This is a genomic window from Achromobacter deleyi (genome assembly GCF_902859705.1).
Classification (GTDB): Bacteria; Pseudomonadota; Gammaproteobacteria; order Burkholderiales; family Burkholderiaceae_B; genus Achromobacter; species Achromobacter deleyi.
In genome coordinates this window covers 101,556-122,590 of the sequence record NZ_CADIJO010000007.1, presented here as the reverse complement: position 1 = coordinate 122,590, position 21,035 = coordinate 101,556, and the positions used below count along the sequence as shown (strand labels likewise).

The window sequence follows — 21,035 nt, the reverse complement described above, 5'->3', positions numbered from 1 at the left end:
CCGTCTCATGCGCCCCGACCTGAATCTGCTGTACGCGCTGCAAGCCCTGCTGGAAGAAGGCAGCGTGGTGGGCGCCGCCCGCCGCATGAACCTGAGCGCGCCGGCCATGAGCCGCACCTTGGCCCGCATCCGCGAAACCACCGGCGACCCGATCTTCGTGCAGTCCGGACGCGCGCTGGTGCCCACGCCGCACGCCCTTCAGCTGCGCGATCAGCTGCAGGACGCCATCCGCCAGGCCAGCGGCGTGCTTGCCAAGGGCGAACAGGCCGACCTGAAGCAGCTGGACACGCGCTTCAACGTGCGCGCCCACGACCTGTTCATCGGCATCTACGCCGGCCGCTTGCTCGATGCGCTGCAAAACGACATGCCGCGCGCCACGCTGTGCTTCACCCCCGAAGAAGACGACATCGACGATGAGGCGCTGCGCAGCGGCCGCGTCGACCTGTTCATCAGCGCCGCGCGCCCGCTGGGCCACGAGATCCGCGTGCAGCCGCTGTTCACCACCCGCGTCGTCGGCGTCGCCTGCGACGATCATCCGCTCTTCAAGGACGGCATCACCGCCCGCCGGATCGCGCGCTGGGGTCACATCGGCGTTTCGCGCCGCGGCAAGACGCAGGGCCCCATCGACACCGCGCTGGCCGCGCAGGGGCTGGACCGCCAGGTCACGCTCATCGTGCCCACGCCCAGCGCGGCGCTGCTGGCGTTGCATGGGTCCGACCTGATCCTGCCGCTGCCCGAGCAACTGGCGCGCGCCGCCGTGCAGATGGGTATGAAGGTGCGGCTGTTCGACCTGCCGCTGGCGCTGGACCCGATACTTATCACCCAAGCCTGGCATCCGCGTTTTCAGCACGAGCCGGCCCATCAATGGCTGCGCCGGACCATTCGCGTCTTGACCGAAGACGCGCGCCCTCCCGCCTGACACGCCCCCGCCCTGCGCCGCCGGCACGTGCGCGCCGCGCACGCCAGCCGTGCAGGCTTTCGACTTCTCCTCGCGTCGCTCCACTCCTAGACTTTCCTATCGCCACTTTTCAGGAGCGATCGGAACATGTCTTGCCCTGCGGCACCGCCCGCGAACCCGCCACGCGCCTGGACTCGCCGCGTATTGACGGCCCTGGCCCGCTTCGATCCCGCCACTCCGCGCGGCGCCTATATCGCGCGCTCGATCGCCGCCGCCGCGCTGGCGCTGGGGGTGGCCTACCTGCTGGAACTGGAAACGCCCTACTCGGCCGCTTCCACCGTGCTGCTGGTCATCCACCCCGTGCAAGGCGCCGTCATCGGCAAGGGCGCCTGGCGCGTCATCGGCACGCTGGCAGGCATGCTGGCCGCCGTGTGCCTGATGGCGGTTGCCGGCCAGATGCCCCTGCTGTTCATCCTGGGCTTCGGTGCCTGGCTGGGCCTGTGCGTCGCCGCCATGACGCTGCTGCGCCACTTCCGCGCGTCCGGCGCGGTGGTGGCGGGCTACACCATCGGGCTGGCCACTTATGGCGCCATGGGCCACCCCCAAGCCACCTTTGAACACGTGATGGGCCGCGGCTCGACCGTGGTCATCGGCGTCGTCTGCCTGGGTCTGGTCAGCAGCCTGGCCAGCAGGCGCGGCCTGCGCGCCACACTGCAGGCGCAATATGCCCGCCTGGCCGCCGCGGTGGCTGGCGTGATCGCCCGTCAACAAGGCGCGGCCCCCGCTGATGCCCGGCAAACGCGGCAGGACCTGCTCGCCGACATCTATGGCATGGACGATCTGCTGGCCGCGGGCAAAGCTGAATCCGAAGACCTGGCGCAGCGCGCTGCCGCGGTCCGCAACGGCATGGCTGCATTGTTCAGCGCCCTGGTGGGTGGCGTGGCGCCGTTGGCCGACGTTGGCGTGGCAGTCCTGCCCCTTCCCGTCCCGGGTGGCCAGGCGCCGTCGGCGCAACACCGTGCATTGGCCGCCCTGCAAGCGCCCCTGCGCAAGGCCTGGGAAGACGCCGCCCGTGCCGTGGCCGATGACGACGCCGCGCTGGCCGCGCGAACCCTGCGCGACGCCGACCAGCGCCTGGCCGAAACGCTGGCGCCGCTGCGCCTGGCCAATGCCCACGACGAGGCGGCCGTGCTCATCGCTGCCGACCGGCTGCGCGAACAGCTGCACGCCTATCAGGTCGCGCTCGACGGCCTGGCCGCGCTGGCACAGCCACGGCCTGCGGCGGGCGGTGCGCCAGTGCGCTTTCACCGCGACTACGCCGGCGCGCTGCAGAATGGCCTGCGCTCGATGACGGCCATCGTGCTGGCCGGCCTGTTCTGGCTCTGGACCGGCTGGGACCACGGCGACATGATGCTGCTGGTGCTGGGCCCGTATTGCGCGCTGCTGGCCACCGCCCCCAATCCGCCCGCGGGGGCCCGCCAGTTCCTCAAAGGCACGCTGCTGGCCGTGCCTGCCGCCGCCTTGTGCGCCTTCGGCGTGCTGCCGCAGGTGGACGGCTTTCCCCTGCTGGTCATCGCCTTGGCGCTGTTCTGGCTGCCAGGCATCTATGCCACCAGCGTGCCCCGCCACGCGCTGACCGGTCTGGCCTACCTGGTGGCCTTCAATACGCTGACTGCGGCAGACAACCCCATGCACTATGCGCCGCTCGACTTCGCCAACAACGCGGTCGCCTGGGTGCTCGCCACCGCGTTCGCCCTGCTGGCCTTCCAGGTAATCCTGCCGCGCAATCCCCGCCAGGACGTCGCCCGGCTGCAACGTGCCCTGCGCGACGACGCGCTGGCGTTGCTGCGCGGCAAGCGGGTCGACCCGGCCGGTTGGCAGCAACGCCAGCAGCATCGTCTGGCGCAACTGGGCGCCCACCTCAAAGGCCAGGCCGCGCAGGCAGATGCCCTGGCGCCGGGCCTGGCGGCGATCCATGTCGGACGCGAGGTCTTGCGTATCCAGCGCCTGCTCGCCAGCCGCACGCTGCCGCCGGCCGCGCAGCGCGCGGCGCAGCAGGGCCTTGACCGGCTGGCGGGCTCCGCCAGGCCCCTCTCGCGCCGCACGCTGTATGCGCGGCACGCCGCCCGCCAGCTGGCACGCCGCCTGGACGAGGCCCCGGCCTCGCGCCAGGCCGTGCAAAAAGCCATGGCCGCCTTTGCCGATATCCATCGCCGGGTCCAGGACCAGGCCGCCTATTTCAACGCCCCCGCCGCTTCGGAGCCATCCCGTGCTGAGTGAATTCGCCATCGCCGGCATCTATGTGCCGCCCTTCTTTCTCTACGCCTGCATTGCGCTGCCGCTGTACTGGCTGCTGCGCGCCGCCCTGGCTCGCAGCGGCGTGCTGCGCCAGGTCTGGCATCCCGCCCTGTTCGAGTTCTCGCTCTCGCTTGCGCTGGTGTCGCTGCTGATCCTGGTCGCCTGATTCCCCATCCGATTCCCGTTCTCTTGCCGCCTTCCTTTGCCGTCCCCCATGTCACTGCCTTTGAAAACCCTTTCCCGCGCAGCGCTGACGCTGGCCGCGCTTGCCATCGCCGGCGCACTGGTCTGCGCGCTGTGGAATGCCTACGTACTGGCCCCCTGGACCCGCGACGGCCGTGTCAGCGCGCACGTCGTGCGCATTGCCCCTGAAGTCTCGGGCACCGTCACCGAAGTCGCCGTGATCGACAACCAGTCGGTCAGGCAAGGCGACGTGCTGTACCGCATTGATCCCCGGCGTTTCGAGCTGGCCGTCGAACAGGCCCGCGCACAGGCTGCCGCGGCCGACGAAACGCTGCGCCAGCGCACGGACGAAGCGCGCCGCCGCGCGGGGCTGGACGACCTGGTATCCCGCGAAGACGTCCAGCGCGCCGCCCGCGCGGTTGCCATTGCTCAGGCCGACGCGCGTCGTGCCCGGGCCCTGTTGGACGTGGCCGAACTGGACCTGGCGCGCAGCGTGCTGCGCGCCCCCGTGGACGGCTTCGTGACCCGGCTGCGGCTGCGTGCCGGCGACTACGCGGTGACGGGCAAGCCGGACATCGCCATCCTGGACGCCCACAGCTTCTGGGTCACCGGCTATTTCGAAGAAACCAAGCTGGCCGGCATCCGGCACGGCGCCCCGGCGCGCATCAAGCTGATGGGATTCGAACCGCTGCTGGCCGGCCGCGTGGCCTCGATCGGCCACGGCATCGCCGACGACAACGACGGCCCCGACGCGCATGGGCTGCCGTCAGTCAAACCCACTTTCAGCTGGGTGCGGCTGGCCCAGCGCATCCCGGTGCGCATCGAGCTGGACGCGCTGCCGGACGGCGTCACGCTGGCGGCCGGCATGACGTGCAGCGTCGATGTCGGCCAACCCGGCCAGAGCGCCATGGCCCAGGGCCGGCTGGCCACCTGGCTGCGCGCCTTGATGTAGGACCCGCGCCATGACCCACGCACAGCCCCTTTCCCGCGCCGTCCTGGCAATCGCGCTGTCTGCCGCGCTCGCTGCCTGCACTGCCGTCGGGCCCGACTATCAGCCCGAAACGCCCGCGTACCCAACGGCCTGGTCCACCCCGCAACCGGGCGCGGCACCGGCCGACGCGCAGACGCTGGCGGCCTGGTGGCGCGCCTTCAACGACCCGCTGCTCGATCAACTGGTGCAGCAGGCCCTGGCGCAGAACCAGGACCTGGAAATCGCCCGGCTACGGTTGGTGCAGGCCCGCGCCGACCGCGACCAGGTCGCCAGCCGCCAGGGCCCCGAAGTCGGCGCGAGCGCCGATGCCACGGCGCAGCGCTCGGCCCGCGCACTGCGCTACCCGCCCGGCATCGGTGAATCCCGCGCGTACCGCCTGGGGCTGGACGCCAGTTGGGAGATCGATGTGTTCGGCGGGCGTCGCCGCGCGGTCGAACGCGCCGACGCCGACGTGCAGGCCATCGAAGCAGACGGCCACGCCCTGCGCATCAGCCTGCTGGCCGAACTGGCAGCGGACTATGCCGCCTTGCGCAGCACCCAGGCGCGCGCCGCCATCGCCCGCGACACCATCGCCACGCTGGCCGCCGCCGAACAGCTGGCCGAGCGCGCCGCCCGCCATGGCCTGGGTACCACCGCGGACGTGGCCCAGGCGCGCGCCGAACGCGAACTGGCCCAGGCGCGCCTGCCCGAGCTGCAAGGCGATCAGGCCCGTCTGGCCCACGCCATCGGCGTCCTGACCGGAGGCTTTCCCGCCGACTGGGCCGCAGCGCTGACGGCGGCCGGCCAGCCGCTGCCGGTCCCGCCCGCCCTGCCCGCCGGATTGCCCTCCGACGTGGTGCGCAACCGGCCCGACCTCCGCGCGGCCGAACGCCGCCTGGCCGCGGCCACCGCCGATGTCGGCGTGGCCCAGGCAGAGCGGTTCCCCAGGTTCGTCATTCCGCTCGGGCTGGGCGGTGCCGCCAGCCTCCTGCATGACCTGTTCACCGACGCCAGCGTGATCTGGTCGCTGAGCGCGTCGGCCAGCCAGTCCGTCTACGACGGCGGCCGGGCCACGGCCAACCTGCGCGCCGCCCAGGCGCGGGCACAGGCACATCGCCTGGCCTATGCGCAGACCGTGCGGCGCACGTTCCAGGACGTCGAGGACGCCCTGACAGGCCTGCATGCCGAACAGGCGCGCCAGACGGCCCTGGCCGCCGCCGTACGCGACAGCCAGGATGCCCTGGCCCGGGCCACCCGGCTGTATCGGAACGGCCTGACTGGCTACCTGGCCGTGCTGACCGCCCAGCGCGCCACCTACCAATCGCGCGACGCCCTGGCGCTCAGCCAGTTGGCCCGCACCCGCCACGCCATCGGCCTGTACAAGGCGCTGGGCGCCGGCTGGCAAACCCCGGCCGAGACGGCCCTGCCGCCGACGCTGGCCGATGCCGCCCATCCCCCTTCCTCCCATTGACCTCCAAGGAGCCTGACCCATGTCCCTGTCCCCTGACGCCTTTCGCATTCATGACGTGCGCCGTCATCCCCTGTGTGTCTTCAATCCGGCCAACGCCCAGGCCGGGTACGCGCCGCAATGGGAAGCCGAAATGGAAGCCTTGCTCGCCGCCGGCCGGCCCTTCACCATCGCCTATGTCGAATTGGACCCCGAGGAATCGCACGAAGACCGCAAGCAGCGCGGTCTCTGGCTCAAGCACAACAAGGCGCGGCTCGGCCGGCTGTGCAAGGCCCAGATCAGCGTGGAACCGGACGCCGCGCGCCGCGCCGCGGCCGCCAGGCACGGCGAAATGGCCGAGAAAGCCTTCGGCATCCCGCACGAGGCCGTGGCAACGCTGGAAGAGGCCGTGGCGCTGACCCGCCGCCTGACCAATCCACTGCCCCTGCATCGCCTGGCCGATGACGACATGCGCGCCTGGGACAACCTCAGTTAACGCCAACGGCGGCCGGCGAGATATTTTTTTCTATGCAGCCGGCCCGTCCGAATCTTCACATTCTTTAAATGTATCCAGGAATATTCAGCCGACCGCTCCCGTAGATTGCGTAGCCATTGCATGGGTTACCCCGGAGAGAGCGCGCGTGTCGGACATCGTCGTCTACGTCAGAAGCCAACCCCAGCTGGGCGACCAGATCGTCGCCTTTGCCACGCTTTACCAGCTCAAGGCGTGGTGGCCGGGCAGACAGGTCAAGGTGGTGGCGCGCGATGACGTCGGCCACATCTACCGCGACTTGCCCTGGGTCGACGAATTCCAGCGCGCCCGCAGCCTGCGCGACTATGTCCGCAGCCTGACCTCGACCACCCAGGTCTCGGTCAACCTGCACCACAGCAGCGAACGCTTCGGCCTGGTCAATCTGCTGCGCTTGCCGGCGATTCGCCTGGGTTTTCGCAACGCCCGCTTCAGCGATCTGGTCTGGACGCATTGCCACCGCAAGGACGAAGCCGAATACATCGGCCTGGCCAATCTACGCCTGCTGGCCGCGTACCGGCCGCTCGATGCCGAAGCGGCCGCACGCCGCTGCTTCGCCGAGCTGGCCAGGCGTCATGGGCACACCGAGCTTGGCGCCGACGTCGTCTTCATCCCCGGCGGCGGCTCGGGACCATTCAAGCGCTGGCGCCTGGCGCACTACCTGCGGTTGGCGGACCGCCTCAAATCGCTGCTGGGCGCCGACATCCGCTACACCTTCGTGCTGGGCAAGCAGGAAGCCCGTGAGCGCGCCGAGCTCGACGCGCTGCGGCGCACGGACATCCAGGTGGCCTATTGCCGGCCGCTGTCCGAACTGAGCGCGATCATGCTGCGCGCACGCCTGGTGGTCGCCAATGATTGCGGCCCGTCGCATGTGGCGCAGGCCACCGGCGTGCCGTACGTGGGCATCTTCAACCAGTCCAATCCCGAATGGTTCTGGCGGCGCCGCGGCGCCGCCGACGTGGTGCCGCGCGAACCGCGCGACGGCATCAACTCCATCACGCCCGACGACGTGCTGCGCGCCTGCGTCGACGTCCTGTCGAGCGCGCCCGCCGCCCGGGCCTGACCGCCCCGGCTTTCCTACCTTCTCCCATTTTCAGACCCGATGCGGATCCTGCATATTCTTGGCGAAAAAAGCCTGGGCGGACTCGAATTCCGCACCCTGGAACAGGCTGCCTGGCTCAATCGCCACGGCCATGCCGCGGCCATCGCTGCCCCCGCGGCCAGCGCCATCAGCGTAGCCGCCTGCCGCCGCGACATTCCGACGGTGCCCATCGATTTCGATTCGCCGTATTCCCCCGGCGCCATTCTCAAGCTGCGCCGCGCCGTCAAACTGATGGGGGTCGACGTCATCGACAGCCACAGCCGCGCCGACGGCAAGACGGCCGCGCTATGCCGTGACCTGTGCGCCGTGGTCCGCACGCGCCATTTCGCCAAACCCATGCCCACCAGCGCCCGCCGCCGGCTGGAATGGAAGCTGGGCTGCGACCACGTCATCGCCACCAGCGACGCTGGCCGCGATTCCCTGCTGACCGCCCGCTTTGCACGGCCAGAACGCATCAGCGTAGTGGGCGAATGGGCTGGCGACGCCTTCTTTCGCGTCGTCGACAAGATCGGTGTGCGGGAACGCACGCGGCGCGCCCTGAATGTGGATCCCGCCGCGTTCGTGGTCTCCACCATCGGCATGCTGCGCCCGGAAAAACGCCAGGCCGACCTGTTGCGCGTGGTGCTGCGCCTGCGCCGCCATTCGGTGCCCGCCGTCGCGCTGGTCGTGGGCATGGCCACCGCCGAGACCCAGCCCTACGCGCAGCAGCTGCGCACGCTGGCCGTGCAGTTGGGCATCGCCGATCAGGTCGTGTTTGCCGGGCATCGTCTGGACGTGGCCGACATGATCCATGCCACAGACGTGATGCTGGTGCCTTCAGCCACCGAAGCCTGGTCGCGCGTCGTGCCGGAAGCTTTTGCCGCGCGCTGCCCGGTCGTGGCCAGCCAGGTGGGCGGACTGCCGGAAATCGTCAGGCCGGACATCACCGGCTGGCTCGCCGCCCCTGGCGATGTCGCCGGCTTCGCCGAGCACATCCTGGGCATCCGCCACGATCCGGACCGCGCCGCCACCATCGTCGCGCGGGCCCGCGAGTATGCAGAATCGAATTTCCGCCTGGCCAACCAGATGGCTCATACGCTGGACGCCTACCGCCGCGCCCTGGGCCACGACGAACGGGCGTTCCGCCCGGCGTGAGGCTGGGCGCCAGCGGCGAGCGCGCCGATCGCTAGCGGCCGCGGGCCGACCCACGGCTGCCCGGCTTGCGATCCATGGCCCGTCCCTTGGGCGCATAGGTGTTCTTGGGCGTCGGCCAACCCTTGGCCGCGGCGGGCACGTCCGGCTTTTTCGGCGTTGCGGCGGGCTTGTCTTTCTGTTCCGGGGGGGAGTCTTTCTTTTCCATGGCGGTTCCTGGGCAGCGGCAAGGCGGCAATACGCCGCTTCGCCTTACAGCGCCCAGCATACGCGCTTTGCGCCGGGCCACCATAAATTAGAAACTTCCAATGGTGGCGGCGCCTGGCGGCTCGCACACTGGGGATGCCCATCAACACCGCATCCACACATCCATGAACATGCCCTTGCTCAGCGACGTCGCCGAGGAATCCCTCTTTCGCCAGGCCGACCTGCGGCATAAGCTGCCGCCTCCCAGTGTTCTGCTCCTGATGCGCCAACATGGCTGGTCCGCCCTGCGCGCCTGGCGCGAAGCCCACAAGCTCTCCCGCGTCGAAGTCGCCAACCGGCTCGACCTCACGCTCATCACCTACAGCCTGATCGAAAACGGCATGGTGCCACTATGCGAATGGACCGCGCCGTTTCTCGAAACCCGGCTCGACATCGAATGGTCGATCGTCTGGCATGCGCCGGTGTACCGCCCCGACCCTGTCCAGGATCTGCCAAAACGCCGTGGGCGAGCCCGCCGCGAGCCTCGTCACACACGCGAACACGCGCAATAAAAAAAAGGCGCGCCCCTCTGCAAGGGCGCGCCGTAAAAGATCCCGTCCGGACCGGCCCAAAGCCAGAACGGGATCCGGCGAATCAGTTTCCTTGTTCTTCCTGGGCGGCAAGCAGTTCCTGCGCGGCTTTATCCAGCTTTTGCCTGGCCAGGCTGATACGCGTGCCGACAACGGCGAATGCATCCATGGTGCCCAGCGGTTTGAGGTACTGCCATTGGAACTTTCTGAAAATCGAAGTGAAAAGCGCACTCGAAATTTCAGAATCGCACTCCTGTAACAAAAATTAGAAACTTCCAATGCCCATCCCGTTTGCGCCAGCGCAGAATTCACCAGGCCTTACGGTCCCATGCGGCAATTTCGACGATCCACACCCATTTGCCGATCCGTACCCGCCCTGCTCTGCCCTCCTTCAACAGTGCCGGAAAGCGCGCTTGCCGGCGTTGGCGCCATCCTGCCTGTCTTGATCCCCTCACATAGGAATGCACATGACTCTTCGAGTGCTGGTACTGGAAGATGACCCCATTCAGGCCCGCTACGCGTCGGCCGCACTGTCGCGCTGCGATCTGGCCGGGTTTGGCGTCGTCAGCGACGCGCAAGACGCGCTGCGGCGCCTGCGTGCCCAACGCTGGGATGTGCTGCTGTGCGACCTGCGCCTGCCGGGCATGGACGGCATTTCATTGGTCCGCGAGCTGGCGGCCTTGAACACCCCGCCCCAGGTCATCTTCACCACCACCCTGGATCCGCGATTCTTGCGGTCCGCCGAACTGGTGGCGCGCAGTTCCTGCGTCGAGGTCATCGGCCTGATCGAAAAACCCCTGGCCGTCGACGCCCTGCGCCAGATCCTGGCCGGCAGCGGCCGCATCGCCCAGACGTACCCGCCCGCCGTCCCCCCAGGCCGAGGTTTCCCGGTGACCGAGCGCGCCGCGCTCGAAGCCTTGCAGGATGGGCGAATACAGCCCTGGTTCCAGCCCCAGATCTGTTGCCGAACAGGCCATATCCTGGGCGTGGAGGCGCTGGCGCGCTGGTACGAGCCGCTGCACGGCATTCTGGCGCCCAGCGCCTTCATGCCCACCATCGCCGCCCGCAACCTGGACGGCCAACTGGCCGGTGCCATGCTGCAGCAGTCCCTGGCGGCGCAACAGCGCTGGCAGGACAACGGCCTGACCGTCTCGGTTTCCATCAATCTGAGCAGCGCCGCGATGGCCCGCCACAGCGTCGTGCAATCGCTGATCGATATCGCCGACGCCCGCGCCGCGCGCCGCGAAAGCGTCGTCTTCGAACTGACAGAAACACTGAGCGACAGCGCCGCCGAAGGCTCGCTGTTCGAGAACCTGGCCGAGCTGCGCATGGCGGGCTTCGGCCTGGCCATCGACGACTTCGGCATCGGCTATTCGTCGATGGCGCGGTTGCGGGACATCCCCTTCACCGAACTGAAAATCGACCGTTCGTTCCTGGAAGGCCTGTCCAACCACCCCCACCAGCGCGCCATCGTTGAATCCATGATCGGCCTGGCGCACCGGTTGGGTATGCACACGGTGGCCGAAGGCGTGGAAACCGACGCCCACAGCAAGGTCATCCGCGAACTGGGCTGCGACCGCGAGCAGGGCTATCTATACGGCGCCCCCATGCCGGAATGGCAACTGCTGTCGTTCTGCCACGCTCGCGACATGCTTGCGCCAACCGAACACATCCTCCCGCCCCCATCGCTCTGCAGCTAAAATGCAACCATCCGCTTCGAAGGCTTGAAGCCTGCCCGAAATGAAGGACACGGCACTGTGCCTACCCTATTTGTACCTGCAGCCGGCAGGCTGCTGTGCCAGGTCTCCATCGCTCTGACCCTGGCGCTGAGCAGCATCGGCGCCCACGCCGGCCCCATTCCCGCCCCCCCGTTGTCCGCCCTGGAAAGCAGCCCCGAAGCCAGCAGCGTGGTGCTGCCCCACTCCGACTTGCCCGATGACGCGGCGCAGCCTGCCCGCATCCTGGTTGGCGTCATGGAAGGCATGGCCCCACTGCTGTCGCGCAGCGACCGCAACGGCAACGCCCGAGGCCTGGCCGCCGATTACCTGGACGTCATCGCCCGCGCCCGCAACCTGACCGTTGCCGTGCGCTTCTTCGACAACCTGGATGCGCTGTCGGCCGCATTGGCGGCCGGCGACATCGACGTGGCGGTCGGCGCCGACGCTGCCTTGCCGCAAGCGCGCTTTCCGCGCTCGGCCCCCATCTTCAACGCCGCCGCCATCGTCATCACCCGCTCCGAGGTGCGCAACGGCAGTTCGCTGGGCACCGGCACGCTGGGCTACCTGCGCAGTGAACTGGACACGGACGACGTGGCCCGGCTGATCCCCGACACCGCGCTGCATGGCGTGGACAGCTATTACGAGGGCCTCGAACGCGTCGCCACCCACAAGGACGTGGCCTTCCTGGGCGACACGATTTCCATTTCCGCCTACAACAACGCCATTCTTTTCTACATGCTGAAGGCGCGCCCGTCCACCACCGGCCTGCGCACGCAATACGCCTTTGCCTTCAACCCGCAGCGGGCCGAACTGCTGCGCAGCTTCGACCAGGCGCTGGCCGAATTCCCCGAGCGGGTGCACCGCACGCTGCAGCGGCGGTGGGTAGAGGCCGAACAAGGCCGCCTTGACGGCAAAGTGCCGTTCAGCGAAGCCGAACTGCAATGGATCAAGGATCACCCCAAGGTCACGGTCGCCACGTCGTCGCTGGTCGTGCCGTTCACGTTCCGAGACAGCTTCGGCCGTTCGGCGGGCATTTCGGCATCGGTGCTGGACATGGTCACGGCGCAGACGGGCCTGCAGTTCACGCCCCAGTTCTACGATTCGGCGCTGAACCAGATCCAGGCCGTTCGCGACGGCAACGCCGACATGGCCAGTACCATGCAGGGCAACTATCCCGGTTTCTCCGGGCTTGTGCTGACCCGGCCGGTCCTGCACAGCACCTACGCGCTGATCTCGCGCGTCGACGGGCCGCATCCCAAGAACATCGCCGAACTGCAACCTCTGCGCGTCGCGCTGGTGGCCGCCTCTCCCCTCAAAACCCTGTTGCAGGCGGCCAGCCCCGAAAAGCCGCCCACCATCGTCGAAGTGTCCACCGGCCTGGCGGCCCTGAATTCCGTCGCCACCGGCGAGGCCGACGCGACCACGTTGCTGTACCCCTCCGCCGAATACCTGATTGCGCGCTTCTATCAAGGCCAGCTGCAGATCACCGGCATCGGCAAGCCGGACATGGTGCCCTTTGTCTACCTGGTCTCCGATCGCAATCCATTGCTGGCCTCGATCATCGACAAGGTGCTCAATGCCATTACCGACGAGCAGATGGACTTCACCATCGCGCAGTGGCAGTACTCCGAACAGCTTGAATTCCGCTGGGCCGCCCGCGGGCCGCTGATCCGTGGCCTGATCATCGGCGGCAGTGTCGCCGGCATCCTGCTGGCCGCCTGGCTGATCATCCTGCTGGTGCGCTTCCTGAAAAGGCGCCGCGACAATCGCCTGATGCAGGAACGCCTGACGCTCAAGCGCCAGATGCTCGACGCCAATCCCAACCCGATGTACGTCTGGAATCCGGACGGCATCATGATTGCCTGCAACGAGGCCTTCGAAAAGCTGGTCAAGGACCCGCTGGTGGACATGAACCTGACCCTCGAAGGCATCGCCACCCTGGATGATGCCAGCCGCCAGAAGGTCCGCCGCGCTTACGACGAAGTCAAGGTGACGCACCAGCCGTACTTCGCCGAAATGACGCTCACCCTGGGCGGGCGCGAACTGACGGGCCAGCATTGGGTAGTGCCGCTGCTGGGCGCCAACGGCGAACTCCAGGCGTTGCTCGGCGGCTGGGTCGACCTGACCGAACTCAAGGCCACCGAACGCTCGTTGCAACTGGCCATCCAGCACGCGGATGCCGCCAACCGCGCCAAGACGTTGTTCCTGGCCACCATCAGCCACGAAATCCGCACGCCGATGAACATCGTGGTGGGCGCGCTGGAACTGCTCAAGGAAGGCAAGGCCGGCGATGTCTCGCTGCCCGCCCAGCAACAGGCGGCGCTGGCCTACGATTCCGCCACCGCGCTATTGCTGCTGCTCAACGACATCCTGCACTACTCCAAGATCGAGGCCGGCGAGCTGTCCCTGCACTATTCTGCCGGTGACCTGACCGAGGCCCTGCCGCGCTGGGTCACCGCCTTCAACCGGTCCGCCCAGGCCAAGGGCATCCGCCTGGACGTCAAGGTGAACCCTGACGTGCCGGCCGACCTGGTGTTCGACGCAGGTCGCCTGCGCCAGATCATCAATAACCTGGTGGCCAATGCCATCAAATTCACCCCGCGCGGTGCGGTGACCGTCACCGCCGACGTCCTGCGCCAAGACCAGAACCTGTGCGTCGTGCGCATCAATGTGCAGGACACCGGCATCGGCATCGCGGCCGATGTCGTGCCACACCTGTTCAGCCCCTTCCAGCAAGCCACCGCTGACATCTATGAGCGCTACGGCGGCACCGGCATGGGCTTGGCCATCAGCAAGAAATTGGCCGAACTCTTTGGCGGTGAAATTGCCTTGCAAAGCGCCGAAGGCAGCGGCACCACCGTCACCGTGACATTGCCGATGCGCTATGGCAATACCTGGTCCGCCCCCATCGAGGCCGAATCCGGCACGGCGGAACAATTCCCGGCCTTGAGCCTGCCGCCCACCAGTACCGTGCTGATCGTCGACGACCACCCTTCCAACCGCATGCTGCTGGAAACCCAGCTGCGGTTGTTGGGCCTGCAGGTCATTTCGGCCGCGTCCGGGCCCCAAGCGCTCGAGGCCCTGCATCACGCCTGGAAAAACGACCATGGCGCTGGCGGCATCGCCGCGGTCATCACCGATTGCACCATGCCGGGCATGGACGGCTATACCCTGACCCGGGAAATCACCGCCGGCGCGGCGGCTTGGAAAGTGCCCCGCCCTCCCGTCATCGGCTATTCGGCCGACGGCACGTCCACCGCCTACCGGCGTTGCCTGGAATCCGGCATGCTCGGCCTGCTGGTCAAACCCGTGGAACTCGATACCTTGCGCGCAGCACTGCTCAGGGCGCCCAGCCCGCCCACCGCTGCGGCGGCCGCGTTGCCGTTCAATGCGCCCGCCCTGCCCGCCCCGGAACCCGAGCCGGCCCCGTCCAGCGAATACCTGGACAATCTGGTCGCGGTCTTCGGCACCCACGACAAGGCGCGTCAGTTCGTCGCCACCTTTCTTGACCTGTTCAGCCAGGACCTGGACGATCTGGCCAGTTTGCTGCCCCTGCACGATGACGGCAGGCTGCACGACTGGATCCACCGGGCACGCGGCTCGACCCATGCCGTCCAGCATCCGGGGCTGGTCGATTGCGTTGCCGCGTTCTCCAGCGCCATTCGGCCGGCCGACGCCGTGGCCCGCGAAGCCATCGGTGCGACCTTCATCGCCGAATGCCGGTTGATCATGGCCCGCATGAAAAAAGAAACCGGCTCCGGCGCGGCGACCGGCATAATGAACCCGGATAACGTACCCTGAAAGGCAAGCACACCATGCGAGTCATTGCCATCGACGACCACCCTCTCATCCTTGCCGGGATCGAGCAGATCGTCAACGACCAGCCCGACACCCGCCTGGTGGGCCGCGCATCGACCATCGCCGAGCTGCGTGATCTGCTGGCCACCACGGCCTGCGACGTCCTGATCGCCGACTATTCCCTGCCCCGGGAAGACTCCGCCGACGGCCTGTCGCTGCTGCGCCAGCTTCAGCGGCAGTATCCCGACCTGAAAATCATCGTGCTGACCATGCTGGACAACGCCGCGCTCATCCGCGTCATCATGAACAGCGGCGTGGCCGCGCTGGTCAGCAAGCGCGATCCCCTGAACCATATCTCCATTGCGCTGCAAAGCCTGCGCGGCGGCTTGACCTACCAGTCGCCCACGATGCAGTCGCTGCTCGGCGAAAGCCGCCACGCCGTGGCGGGCGGTACGCTGAGCGGGCGGGAAATCGAAGTGCTGCGCCTGTTCGCCGCCGGCATGTCCATGACGGAAGTCGCCAACAAGGTCAACCGCACCGTCAAGACCGCCAGCGCCCACAAGGTATCCGCCATGCGCAAGCTGGGCGTCAAGAACGACTCCGAGCTGCACGCCGCCCTACGCGACCTGCGCCTGCTCTAAGGCGTTTCGCCCGAAGATTCAGAAAGTTCCAATAGCCGCCGCCCATCACGGCGGGCAAGCTGAGCAAGCTTGCCTGGAGGCCGGTCGGTAATCGCCCGATTCCCCAGGGAAAGCCACCTTTTCCCTTCAGCAATCCCCGGGTCGATCCTTCCCATGCGCCTTCATTCGCAGCCCAAAGCACGCCCTTGGCGCTGGCTGGTCTTTTACTTCCTGGTCACGCTGGCCTGCGAACTCGCCGCACATCTGGTCTGGATACGCTCGTGCCGCGCCCTGGTGTGCTACCTGGGTATCTGTCCATCATCGGTATGGTTGGTATTGGCCGTCACGGTGCTCGCGCTGCCCATCCCCTATTGGCACTTGCGCCACGGACTGTTCAAACGCACCACCGGCCGCGACCCGCGCTCGGCACGGCGTTTCGCGGCGGTCTATTTCGCCTGTAGCGCAGCCGGCATTCTCGCGGCTACGGCGCTATTCAAGGTCGCCGTGGCAAACTGGCCGTTTCTGTCCTAGGGCAAGACAACGCGAAGCGGCGGATTGGGTAGGACTACTGTCAAGGAATCCTACTACGCCCGCTTCGCGCGGTATTTTCCTGCCTGGGCTCAGCGAGCGGCGGATATGCCCCGCTGAAGCGTCGTGGCAAAGTCCTGGTGATTGGCGGCGTCGTCGGCTGGCGAAATCGTCACAACGAAGAAATAGCGGTCGCCCGAAGCCACAAACGTCGTGGTCCGCAGAATCGCCTTGCCGCCAAACTTACCCTCGACGGTGCCCTGAACATCGCGCTGAGCACCATCAAACCCCGCGATCTTCAGATTCTTGCTGCCCATTTCGCTGTACGACTGCATCGCCCGCCGCTGTTTGGCCTCGTAAGTATCGATCATTGTGCGAAATGCCGCACCGGCCAGATCGGCCTGGGCCACCCCATCGGTCGTCACGAATCCATGCTTGGTGGCAGCGTTCTGGTATGAGGTTTGAACCATGCTGCCGGTCTCCTTGGCCCTCACCTTGATATAGCCCGGTGGTGCCACGAATTTGGCCTGGCCGCCCAGGATCACCTGTGACGACACGACCTGGTCTGAGGACGCCGCCGCACTCTGCGCCCATGCCCCCGCCGCGCCCGTGGTCAACATCAGCGCCAGCAACAGCCTGGCCGCAGTTTTCCTGTTCAACATAAGATTTCCCTGAAGTGATCCTGCGCGCCCATGCGAACACCAGCCCTGACCGGCACGGTGGCCATTTCAACGATAAGGGGGGAGTCCGAAGGCAACGCTGTCCGCCTGTCGCACGCCCGAAAGCGGGGGTGCGCGGAACAGGTAATTTATGAAGACGGCACGTAGGTGCCTATTGGAACTTTCTTAAAAGCACGGATTGCTGCGTGATGCGTCCGTGGCGCGGCAGGAGGGGCTCGAACCCCCGACCCCGGGCTTAGAAGGCAAACAGTCCTTCCATATTCGGCGCGGGCTGCGGGAGAATAGTTGCACTCAACCTGTGATTTCGAGTGCAAAGGAGTGCCAAGTGGCGAGCATTACCAAGTACCGCGGCAAGTGGCGATGCCAGGTTCGGCGGAAGGGGATGGCCCCGCTCAGTAAGACCTTCGAGCGTCACGCGGATGCGTCGGCCTGGGGCGCAGACACAGAGGCCAAGATTGCCGCAGGCGTCCCGGTAGAACCCCAGCGACACAGGGACGTAAAGACCGTGGCTGACCTGCTGGACTGGTATCTGGAGACGGACGAGGCCAAGGCCAAGAAGTCCGCCAGCAGCGATGAGAACCGCGTCAAGAACATCAAACCGCTGATCGGCTCCGTGGACGCGTTCAAGCTCACATCAGCCGGACTGACGCAGTACAAGCGGGACCGGCTGGGAATGCCCCGATCCGCCCCACAAACGGTCCAGCACGAGCTGGCGCTTCTCCACCGGGCCTACGTGGTCGCTGTGGAGGAAATGGACTGGAGACTGCCTAACGGTATCCCAAAGACCCGGCGACCTGTGATCGCCAGCTCCCGCGAGCGCCGTGTGAAGCCGGAGGAACTTGCCCGCCTGGTTGCCGCATGCGAGTCGCCGGAGACTGCCCTGCTGATGGAGTTGGCCGTAGAGACGGCTATGCGCCGGGGAGAGCTGGTGGGCCTGCAATGGGAGCGGGTGGACTTCGAGCGCAAGAGCGCCTACTTGGACAAGACCAAGACCGGCTCACCCCGGACTGTGCCGCTGTCCCCCAGGGCGCTGGAACTACTCCAGGCGCGTTACCGCAAGGGTGACAAGGGCTTAGTTTTCAACATACAGCCCGGGTCCGTCAGCCAGGCCCTCCGCCGCGCTGCCAAGCGAATCGGGTCGAAGGACCTCCGGTTCCACGACTTCCGGCACGAGGCCACCAGCCGCCTGTTCGAGAGGGGCCTGAACCAGATTGAGGTGGCGCGGATTACGGGGCACAAGACCCTATCCATGCTGAACCGGTATACGCACTTGGACGTGGAGCACCTGGTGAGCAAGCTGGGGCCTCGTGCGGAAGACCTCACGCCGGAGCTGCTGGAGCGGCTGCTGGCTGTCCTACAGGACCTACCGGCTACCAGCCCAGGCGCGTAGCGCGGCCTTGTCGGTGTTGCAGCGCGCCAGAGCCTGCCGCTCCCGCTGGGCGTAGTCGGCCAGCCCAGCGTTCGTCCGCTCTTCAGGCGGCTCGGCGTGTGGGCAATCCGCCAGGTACTCAGCGGGCGGGGCTATCAGTGCCGGGGCCGAACAGGCTGTCAAAGACAGCATCAGGCACACGGCTATCAGCCCAGCCCGGATTCGCTTTGAGGGCATTGGCAAGGTCCTTACTCTGTTTTTGGTAGTGGGCCTCCACGCGGGCCAGCTCCGCCGACTTAGTAGCGCTCGCCGCCCGGGAAGCCTTGGCATCAGCCTGGGCGGTTTTCAAGTCACGCTCCAGCGTACCCACGCGGGCGCTGTAATAGCGGCTGGTCATCCCCACCCCGGCCAGTAGGCACAGTACGGCGGCGACGGCCAGCCACTTCCATGAGAAGGTCATAGCGCCCCCGTGCACGCCTCGTAGCGCTCAAGCTGGCGAGTCCAGACACCTCGACAAATCTTGTTCCCGGGCGTGGAGCAGTCGTAGCCAGCGGAGAACCGCCAATTCAGCAGCGCGGCGCAGGCGTTGGAATAGTCGCCTTTGAGCAGCCATGTGCGGGGGCTGAGGGGCTTTTGCCAGTTACCGCACCCGAACTGGCCCACGAAGTCGTGGTACTTGTCGTACTCGGTCTGGTTCAAGGCCACGCCGGGCAGAGTCCGCACCAAGCAGCGGTGCTGATCGTTGCCCAGGTTGCGAGCCAGCTCTTCCGCACGCTTCCGCGTAATGGGCGGATCGGACATCTGAACGCGGGTTCCGTCCTCGTACCGGGTGGAGCCGTGGCCGACAGTGGGCACATCGCCCTTGGTGGGGATGTGCGGGGCCAGCAGCGTAGTGCCAGCCGGGCCGGGGACTGCGGGGCTGGTGCCCTCGTTCGCTACCCAGGCGGAGAAGCCCGCCGCGCTCAGTCCCAGCAAAGAGACGGCCACACGGCCACGGAAGCCCATTAGGGGCCTGCCGGTGCCGGGATGGCAGCTCGGCATGCCGCCGCGCAGGCGTCAAAGAACGCGGCCAGATCGGTAGCGCGGGTTGCGCCGTTGGCCGAGCCGCCAGCCGCCAGGATTTCCACTGCGGAGATGGCGCGGGCGCACTTCATGCGCAGCTCGAAGCCGCCGTTCACCACACCGGGCGACGGCAATTGTGCGTAGTTCATCTTTTACCTCTTGTACTTGTTGAACATGGACCCCCGCCGCCCACTGGCCCCAGGGCCTTGCGTGTTGCGGTTGTATCCAAGGGGGTTCTTCTTCCACTCCGCGAACTCGCGGGCGCGCTGCTGCTGGATGGCCTTTTCCTGGTTCACGCCCAGCACTTTCGTCCAATAGCGGACTGCTCCGGCCAGGGCGTCAATGCGGTCATCGTGCGTCAGGGCCGCCTTCTCGCGGGTGATGGACTTGATCTGGTTGAACAGGCTGTAGGAGATGCGCTGCTCGTTTGGATAGCCGCTAAGGCTGTCCCCTTCGTTCCGAGCTATGTCATCGTTGAAGATGAGCGCGCCCCGGGCGATTACCGGTTCCAGCGTGTCGATGATGCGCAGCTCTTTCTGGCCGCCCTCGAACACCTCCTCAATCGCACACCCGGCACCCATGGTCTGCGGGTACTCGGCGCGGAGGATCGGTAGCCACGCGTGGAGGTACGCCCCGTTGCCGAAGTTCTTCTCCACCATGATCCGGTTCACATGCCACTTCGCCGCGATGCGGGCCAACCGCTGGAAGATTTCCACGGAGTACCCGCCGCGAACGCCGGAGCACTCCAGCACCCAAATGTTCCCGTTCAGGAACCCAACCACGGCGTAGCCCGTCTCGTCACCGTTCTTGCCGCCACCTGCCGGGTCCACGTACATCGTGACGCCCTGGAGCGGCGCACGGTCCTCCGCCAGAGAGGCTGGCACGTTCATGGTGTACGTGCGACCGTTCAGCTCGTAGCGCACCACCTGGTGCTCCAGCATGCCGGGCGTCAGGGTCAGCGGATATACCTCGCCCTGGACACGCACAGACATGATCTTGTGCAGCCGCAGCGGGAAACGGTCCCCATCCGCCAGGGTCGTGTTCAGCATGTGCTGAAGCTGGAAATACGCCGGCCCCTGGTCCGCCTCCTTCTTCTGGAGGAACGCTTCGGTCCCAGCGGGGAGGCCGGTATCCACAGGCTGCCCCTGGTCCAACAGCAACCCGCCGCCCGTCATCAGAGACGGGTCAGCCTTCATCCGCCGCTTCAGGAGCGGCGCAAGCATGTCGGCGTAGTTGGCGAGCTGGGACTGGGACGGGTAGCGCCCCGTCCAAATGCGGATGGTGTAGCCCCGACCAGGCAGCGTGTTGTAGATCGAGTTCACCGACTGAGGCGTACCCAGGTAGATGATTCGGCCGGTCGAGCAGATAGACGGGAAGTCGCGGGTCAGCTCAAGCAACTGCTCGCGCTGGTGCTCCGTGAGGGAGTTCTTCTTGGACTCCACATCGTCGGCAATCAGCAGGTCGGCGCGCTTGCCCTGGATGTTGGCGGAGATGCCCATGCAGGCCACGCTCGGGGACTTGTCCAGACCCTTCAGCGAGTGGTGGACGTCGAATGCCTCAACGGACGTTCGGTCGCCCGCCGTACGGTCTGGCCTCAAGCACTCCAGCTCGTCCATGGTCGTGATGATCCGGACGATGAGCGTGGAGATTTCATTGGCCTGCGTGCCGCCTGCCGACACAATCAGGACCCGATAGGACGGGTCGTGAATAAGGCACCAGACGGCGTAGGCGGCTGTAATGGTTGTTTTGGCCTGCCCGCGCTGCGCCTGGACCATCAGGTAATGGGGGCCGTACTCCAGGAATTCCGCGATGTCCTCTTGGATTTCCGTGGTCGTAAAGCCCAGCTCGGTCATTACGTCATGCAGGAACGGCGTGAACGTCTTGTACGCGTTCTGGACCAGTTCCAGCATGTCCCAGCGCTTTAGC

At 66.8% G+C, this 21,035-nt stretch carries 21 protein-coding genes; 14 read left to right on the top strand and 7 right to left on the bottom strand.

The genetic code is table 11. The features are described from left to right. Positions 1-7 precede the first annotated feature (7 nt). The 8 genes from HV798_RS12630 (at position 8) to HV798_RS12595 (ending at position 8,561) form a co-directional block, all read left to right on the top strand. Positions 8-919 (top strand): LysR family transcriptional regulator, encoded by a 912-nt coding sequence (locus HV798_RS12630; protein ID WP_175192804.1) that lies wholly within the window; start codon positions 8-10, stop codon positions 917-919. Between the two features lie 126 nt (positions 920-1,045). Beyond that, on the top strand, positions 1,046-3,178 hold the full coding sequence (locus HV798_RS12625; RefSeq protein WP_175192805.1) for an FUSC family protein: 2,133 nt from the start codon (positions 1,046-1,048) through the stop codon (positions 3,176-3,178). Next, positions 3,168-3,362: a DUF1656 domain-containing protein gene (locus HV798_RS12620; protein WP_175192806.1), complete on the top strand. Its 195-nt coding sequence runs from the start codon at positions 3,168-3,170 to the stop codon at positions 3,360-3,362. The genes HV798_RS12625 and HV798_RS12620 overlap by 11 nt, the downstream gene beginning before the upstream one ends. Positions 3,363-3,416: 54 nt before the next feature. Then, complete coding sequence (locus HV798_RS12615; protein ID WP_246288768.1) at positions 3,417-4,331, top strand: efflux RND transporter periplasmic adaptor subunit; 915 nt, start codon at positions 3,417-3,419, stop codon at positions 4,329-4,331. A 10-nt stretch (positions 4,332-4,341) separates the two neighbouring features. Beyond that, on the top strand, positions 4,342-5,820 hold the full coding sequence (locus tag HV798_RS12610; protein ID WP_175192808.1) for an efflux transporter outer membrane subunit: 1,479 nt from the start codon (positions 4,342-4,344) through the stop codon (positions 5,818-5,820). A 19-nt stretch (positions 5,821-5,839) separates the two neighbouring features. Further along, a complete protein-coding gene (locus HV798_RS12605) occupies positions 5,840-6,292 on the top strand; it encodes a hypothetical protein (RefSeq protein WP_175192809.1) in 453 nt (150 codons plus the stop codon). 145 nt (positions 6,293-6,437) lie between these two features. Continuing rightward, the gene (locus HV798_RS12600; RefSeq protein ID WP_175192810.1) at positions 6,438-7,388 is read left to right on the top strand and encodes a glycosyltransferase family 9 protein; all 951 of its coding nucleotides are present in this window, start codon (positions 6,438-6,440) and stop codon (positions 7,386-7,388) included. Between the two features lie 39 nt (positions 7,389-7,427). Beyond that, the gene (locus HV798_RS12595) at positions 7,428-8,561 is read left to right on the top strand and encodes a glycosyltransferase family 4 protein (RefSeq protein ID WP_175192811.1); all 1,134 of its coding nucleotides are present in this window, start codon (positions 7,428-7,430) and stop codon (positions 8,559-8,561) included. A 31-nt stretch (positions 8,562-8,592) separates the two neighbouring features. Here HV798_RS12595 and HV798_RS12590 read toward each other — a convergent pair whose 3' ends face one another. Continuing rightward, positions 8,593-8,766: a hypothetical protein gene (locus HV798_RS12590; protein ID WP_175192812.1), complete on the bottom strand. Its 174-nt coding sequence runs from the start codon at positions 8,764-8,766 to the stop codon at positions 8,593-8,595. A gap of 163 nt (positions 8,767-8,929) precedes the next feature. Here HV798_RS12590 and HV798_RS12585 point away from each other — a divergent pair, with 163 nt between their 5' ends. From HV798_RS12585 to HV798_RS12565, 5 genes are all read left to right on the top strand, one after another. Further along, positions 8,930-9,316, top strand: a complete 387-nt coding sequence (locus HV798_RS12585; RefSeq protein WP_175192813.1) for a helix-turn-helix domain-containing protein — start codon at positions 8,930-8,932, stop codon at positions 9,314-9,316. A 485-nt stretch (positions 9,317-9,801) separates the two neighbouring features. After that, positions 9,802-11,034, top strand: coding sequence for an EAL domain-containing response regulator (locus HV798_RS12580; protein ID WP_175192814.1), 1,233 nt, complete (start codon positions 9,802-9,804; stop codon positions 11,032-11,034). Between the two features lie 57 nt (positions 11,035-11,091). Beyond that, positions 11,092-14,853, top strand: a complete 3,762-nt coding sequence (locus HV798_RS12575; protein WP_175192815.1) for an ATP-binding protein — start codon at positions 11,092-11,094, stop codon at positions 14,851-14,853. 14 nt (positions 14,854-14,867) lie between these two features. After that, positions 14,868-15,491: a response regulator gene (locus HV798_RS12570; RefSeq protein ID WP_175192816.1), complete on the top strand. Its 624-nt coding sequence runs from the start codon at positions 14,868-14,870 to the stop codon at positions 15,489-15,491. A 153-nt stretch (positions 15,492-15,644) separates the two neighbouring features. Further along, positions 15,645-16,001: a hypothetical protein gene (locus HV798_RS12565; RefSeq protein ID WP_175192817.1), complete on the top strand. Its 357-nt coding sequence runs from the start codon at positions 15,645-15,647 to the stop codon at positions 15,999-16,001. An 89-nt stretch (positions 16,002-16,090) separates the two neighbouring features. Here the strand turns inward: HV798_RS12565 and HV798_RS12560 are convergent, their stop codons facing one another. Next, positions 16,091-16,660 carry a hypothetical protein gene (locus HV798_RS12560; protein WP_175192818.1) on the bottom strand — a complete coding sequence of 190 codons (570 nt, stop codon included), beginning with the start codon at positions 16,658-16,660 and terminating at the stop codon, positions 16,091-16,093. 343 nt (positions 16,661-17,003) lie between these two features. Here HV798_RS12560 and HV798_RS12555 point away from each other — a divergent pair, with 343 nt between their 5' ends. Next, positions 17,004-18,068 (top strand): integrase, encoded by a 1,065-nt coding sequence (locus HV798_RS12555; RefSeq protein WP_175216452.1) that lies wholly within the window; start codon positions 17,004-17,006, stop codon positions 18,066-18,068. Here the strand turns inward: HV798_RS12555 and lysC are convergent. Genes lysC through terL form a run of 5 tightly spaced genes read right to left on the bottom strand, consistent with a single transcriptional unit; the run spans position 18,042 to position 21,019 of the window. Next, the gene (lysC, locus tag HV798_RS31940; RefSeq protein ID WP_425486144.1) at positions 18,042-18,239 is read right to left on the bottom strand and encodes an Rz1-like lysis system protein LysC; all 198 of its coding nucleotides are present in this window, start codon (positions 18,237-18,239) and stop codon (positions 18,042-18,044) included. The genes HV798_RS12555 and lysC overlap by 27 nt on opposite strands. Continuing rightward, on the bottom strand, positions 18,187-18,507 hold the full coding sequence (locus tag HV798_RS12550; RefSeq protein ID WP_175216451.1) for a hypothetical protein: 321 nt from the start codon (positions 18,505-18,507) through the stop codon (positions 18,187-18,189). Before HV798_RS12550 ends, lysC begins: the two co-directional genes overlap by 53 nt. Further along, positions 18,504-19,052 carry a glycoside hydrolase family protein gene (locus HV798_RS12545; RefSeq protein WP_175216450.1) on the bottom strand — a complete coding sequence of 183 codons (549 nt, stop codon included), beginning with the start codon at positions 19,050-19,052 and terminating at the stop codon, positions 18,504-18,506. The genes HV798_RS12550 and HV798_RS12545 overlap by 4 nt, the downstream gene beginning before the upstream one ends. Continuing rightward, positions 19,052-19,258, bottom strand: a complete 207-nt coding sequence (locus tag HV798_RS12540) for a hypothetical protein (RefSeq protein ID WP_175216449.1) — start codon at positions 19,256-19,258, stop codon at positions 19,052-19,054. The genes HV798_RS12545 and HV798_RS12540 overlap by 1 nt, the downstream gene beginning before the upstream one ends. A 3-nt stretch (positions 19,259-19,261) precedes the next feature. Further along, positions 19,262-21,019: a phage terminase large subunit gene (terL, locus tag HV798_RS12535; RefSeq protein WP_246288743.1), complete on the bottom strand. Its 1,758-nt coding sequence runs from the start codon at positions 21,017-21,019 to the stop codon at positions 19,262-19,264. Between the last annotated feature and the right edge of the window lie 16 nt (positions 21,020-21,035).

Excerpts from the sequence above, each read along its gene's own strand:
- HV798_RS12630 (WP_175192804.1), top strand. The coding sequence starts at position 8 with ATGCGCCCCGACCTGAATCTGCTGTACGCGCTGCAAGCCCTGCTGGAA.
- HV798_RS12625 (WP_175192805.1), top strand. The coding sequence starts at position 1,046 with ATGTCTTGCCCTGCGGCACCGCCCGCGAACCCGCCACGCGCCTGGACT.
- HV798_RS12610 (WP_175192808.1), top strand. The coding sequence starts at position 4,342 with ATGACCCACGCACAGCCCCTTTCCCGCGCCGTCCTGGCAATCGCGCTG.
- HV798_RS12605 (WP_175192809.1), top strand. The coding sequence starts at position 5,840 with ATGTCCCTGTCCCCTGACGCCTTTCGCATTCATGACGTGCGCCGTCAT.
- HV798_RS12595 (WP_175192811.1), top strand. The coding sequence starts at position 7,428 with ATGCGGATCCTGCATATTCTTGGCGAAAAAAGCCTGGGCGGACTCGAA.
- HV798_RS12590 (WP_175192812.1), bottom strand. The coding sequence starts at position 8,766 with ATGGAAAAGAAAGACTCCCCCCCGGAACAGAAAGACAAGCCCGCCGCA.
- HV798_RS12585 (WP_175192813.1), top strand. The coding sequence starts at position 8,930 with ATGAACATGCCCTTGCTCAGCGACGTCGCCGAGGAATCCCTCTTTCGC.
- HV798_RS12580 (WP_175192814.1), top strand. The coding sequence starts at position 9,802 with ATGACTCTTCGAGTGCTGGTACTGGAAGATGACCCCATTCAGGCCCGC.
- HV798_RS12570 (WP_175192816.1), top strand. The coding sequence starts at position 14,868 with ATGCGAGTCATTGCCATCGACGACCACCCTCTCATCCTTGCCGGGATC.
- HV798_RS12565 (WP_175192817.1), top strand. The coding sequence starts at position 15,645 with ATGCGCCTTCATTCGCAGCCCAAAGCACGCCCTTGGCGCTGGCTGGTC.
- HV798_RS12560 (WP_175192818.1), bottom strand. The coding sequence starts at position 16,660 with ATGTTGAACAGGAAAACTGCGGCCAGGCTGTTGCTGGCGCTGATGTTG.
- lysC (WP_425486144.1), bottom strand. The coding sequence starts at position 18,239 with ATGCTGTCTTTGACAGCCTGTTCGGCCCCGGCACTGATAGCCCCGCCC.
- HV798_RS12550 (WP_175216451.1), bottom strand. The coding sequence starts at position 18,507 with ATGACCTTCTCATGGAAGTGGCTGGCCGTCGCCGCCGTACTGTGCCTA.
- HV798_RS12545 (WP_175216450.1), bottom strand. The coding sequence starts at position 19,052 with ATGGGCTTCCGTGGCCGTGTGGCCGTCTCTTTGCTGGGACTGAGCGCG.
- HV798_RS12540 (WP_175216449.1), bottom strand. The coding sequence starts at position 19,258 with ATGAACTACGCACAATTGCCGTCGCCCGGTGTGGTGAACGGCGGCTTC.
- terL (WP_246288743.1), bottom strand. The coding sequence starts at position 21,019 with ATGCTGGAACTGGTCCAGAACGCGTACAAGACGTTCACGCCGTTCCTG.